Origin of the sequence: Okeania sp. SIO2F5 (assembly GCF_010692685.1) — a bacterium.
Lineage (GTDB): Bacteria > Cyanobacteriota > Cyanobacteriia > Cyanobacteriales > Microcoleaceae > Okeania > Okeania hirsuta.
The window spans coordinates 8,900-12,218 of record NZ_JAAHGU010000121.1 but is presented as its reverse complement, the minus strand read 5'-3'; the positions used below and the strand labels follow the sequence as shown (position 1 = coordinate 12,218).

Here is a 3,319-nt window from a genome sequence, read left to right as displayed (position 1 = left end):
TTGATTTACTTCTAATAATTTTTCTGCCATATCCCGCAATGCCCAAGAATTTTTTGAATGAAAAAGTTGGGTAACAATGACAAAATATGACTTGACTTTCTAATAAAATTTTCAACTATTTCTGCATACAAATTACTTCTGAATTCTCAATTCATAATTCTCAATTGCTTAAGTGAGCGATCGCCTGCAATTTTTCCAACATTTTTTAATTAGCTGACTGCCAGAAACCTCGTTGACTTGCTTCTAACAATCTTTCTGCCATATCTCGCAATGCCCAAGAATTTTTTGAATGACAAGGTTGGTTCAATAATTAATAATTAATAATTAACAATTAATAATTAATAATTACCTCTTCTTTTTCAGAATAGGATTGTTTAAAAGATTTTTTTTTCTCCTTGAAAGGAGAAGCTTTCCACCTTAATTTTTCGGCAAAAATGACAAAGTTTGACTTGACTTTCTAATAAAATTTTCAACTATTTATGGGTACAAGTTACTTCTGAATTATGAATTCTGAATTCTAAATTCTGAATTCTAAATTCTCAATTATTCCTTCTGCCTCTAGAGCGATCGCCTGTAATTTATCTAAGGTTTTTTGATTAGCTGACTGCCATAAACCTCGTTGATTTACTTCTAATAATTTTTCTGCCATATCCCGCAATGCCCAAGAATTTTTTGAATGAAAAAGTTGGGTAACAATGACAAAATATGACTTGACTTTCTAATAAAATTTTCAACTATTTCTGCATACAAATTACTTCTGAATTCTCAATTCATAATTCTCAATTGCTTAAGTGAGCGATCGCCTGCAATTTTTCCAACATTTTTTAATTAGCTGACTGCCAGAAACCTCGTTGACTTGCTTCTAACAATCTTTCTGCCATATCTCGCAATGCCCAAGAATTTTTTGAATGACAAGGTTGGTTCAATAATTAATAATTAATAATTAACAATTAATAATTAATAATTACCTCTTCTTTTTCAGAATAGGATTGTTTAAAAGATTTTTTTTTCTCCTTGAAAGGAGAAGCTTTCCACCTTAATTTTTCGGCAAAAATGACAAAGTTTGACTTGACTTTCTAATAAAATTTTCAACTATTTATGGGTACAAGTTACTTCTGAATTATGAATTCTGAATTCTAAATTCTGAATTCTAAATTCTCAATTATTCCTTCTGCCTCTAGAGCGATCGCCTGTAATTTATCTAAGATTTTTTGATTAGCTGACTGCCATAAACCTCGTTGATTTGCTTCTAATAATCTTTCTGCCATATCTCGCAATGCCCAAGGATTTTTTGCTTGTATAAATGATTGTACATTTTTATCAAAAATATAAGTTTCTGCTACTCCTTGATACATAAAATCTTCTACACATTTTGCTGTAGCATCATAGGCAAATAAATAATCTATTGTGGCTGCCATTTCAAATGCTCCTTTATAACCATGACGCATTACTCCAGCTATCCATTTAGGATTAACTACTCTGGAACGATAAACTCTAGCAATTTGTTCTTTTAATTGTCGAACTTTAGGATTTTCTGGCATGGAATTATCTCCAAAATAAGTATCAGGATTTTTGCCTGTTAAAGCACGAACTGCAACAGTCATTCCTCCTTGGAATTGATAATAATCATCGGAGTCTAATAAGTCATGTTCTCTGTTGTCTTGATTATGCAAAACTATTTGCATTTGTTCGAGACGTTGGGAAAATGCTTCGGGAGAATTTATCGCCCTTGTTTCCTGGTTATAACTATTATTAATTCCTGTATAAGCATAGCTACTCCAATTAATATAAGCTCTGGCTAAATCTTGGTCATCTTGCCAATTTTGAGATTCGATTAAACCTTGTAAACCTGCACCATAAGCTCCTGGTTTAGAGCCAAATATTCGATAATGGGAACGTGCTTTTGCCTGAGTTTCAGTTAATCCTAATTCTTGCCAATATTTGACTTCTTTTTTAACTTGAGCAGCTAAAGGATTTTCTGTTTCAGGTTCATCTAAATTAGCCACAGCAATAACAGCTTGGTCGAATAAATCGATAATATTAGGAAAAGCATCTCTGAAGAAACCAGAAATTCTTAAAGTTACATCCACACGCGGTCTTCCTAATATTGAAATTGGCAAAATTTCAAAGTCGATAACTCTTCGAGAAGGTCTATCCCAAACAGGTTTTACTCCTAATAAAGCAAGTGCTTCGGCAATATCATCTCCACCAGTTCGCATCGTGGAAGTTCCCCATACTGATAACCCTAAAGTTTGAGGATATTCGCCATTTTCTTGAGTGTATCTTTCGATTAAATTTTCTGCTGCTAATTGTCCTACTCTCCAAGCAGTTTCTGTAGGAATGGCGCGAATATCTACAGAGTAAAAATTCCGACCTGTAGGTAAAACGTCTGGTCTACCTCTTGTAGGAGCGCCAGATGAACCACTAGGGATATATTTGCCATCTAATCCTATTAATAAGTTGATAATTTCTTGGTCTGTTTTTTGCAGAGAAGGTAGAAGTTTTTGACGAATCCATTCTAATTCTTTATTTGTCTGTTGGAAGGGAGAGTTAATCTGATTTTGGTTAATTAAATTTTCGACTAAATTAGCTGCTTTTTGTTCGAGTAACTCCACAGCATCACCCACAGTACGACAGACTTTTCCATCCATAATTAAATTCTCATCAATAATTGTAGAAAAGTCATCTGTGAGAGGGTCAAAATCCAAATTCAAATCTTCAGCTAAAGCGCGAGTCAAACCCAAACGAGTAGTACTAGGATGACGAGCGATCGCTATGATTAAATCTCGTAGTTGTCGCTCTTGAGGACATTGTCCAAATATATGTAAACCATCCCTTATTTGTGCTTCTTTTAATTCACAAAGATAGCCATCTGCATTAGTGATTAATTCGGAAAATCTAGTATTTTCATCCTTTTCAATTTTCTCTCTTTTTTTTAAGGGGAGTTGGGGAGAATCTAAATCTTTGAGCAAAAAGCAGAAATCTTGGTTCAAAGATTCTAATTCTATGAAAAACTTATCCCTATTTTTGGAAGAAGGTGAAAGGGAATCTAAATCTTGGGGAAAAAAGGATAAATTTTGGTTTAAAGCTTCTACTTCTATGAAAAATTTATCCCTACTTTGAAACGGAGACTCGGAGAAATCTAAATCTTGGGGAAAAAAGGATAAATTTTGGTTTAAAGCTTCTACTTCTATGAAAAATTTATCCCTATTTTGGAGGTGAGATTGGTAGAAATTTAAATCTTTAGGCAAAAAGGATAAATCTTGCTTCAAAGATTCTACTTCTATAGGAAATTTATCCCTATTTTGGAGGTGAGATT

The 3,319-nt window shown here is 33.3% G+C and carries 3 protein-coding genes and 1 pseudogene; all 4 read right to left on the bottom strand.

The genetic code is table 11. The features are described 5' to 3' along the window. Window positions 1–208 precede the first annotated feature (208 nt). Window positions 209–286, bottom strand: a pseudogene (locus F6K27_RS25810) (cobaltochelatase subunit CobN); the annotation flags it as partial. 231 nt (window positions 287–517) lie between these two features. After that, the gene (locus tag F6K27_RS25805) at window positions 518–697 is read right to left on the bottom strand and encodes a cobaltochelatase subunit CobN (protein ID WP_287284215.1); all 180 of its coding nucleotides are present in this window, start codon (window positions 695–697) and stop codon (window positions 518–520) included. Between the two features lie 127 nt (window positions 698–824). Then, window positions 825–926: a cobaltochelatase subunit CobN gene (locus tag F6K27_RS25800; protein ID WP_124145666.1), complete on the bottom strand. Its 102-nt coding sequence runs from the start codon at window positions 924–926 to the stop codon at window positions 825–827. A 210-nt stretch (window positions 927–1,136) separates the two neighbouring features. Then, window positions 1,137–3,319: cobaltochelatase subunit CobN (cobN, locus tag F6K27_RS25795; RefSeq protein WP_287300932.1), on the bottom strand; the 2,183-nt coding region annotated here is incomplete at its 5' end.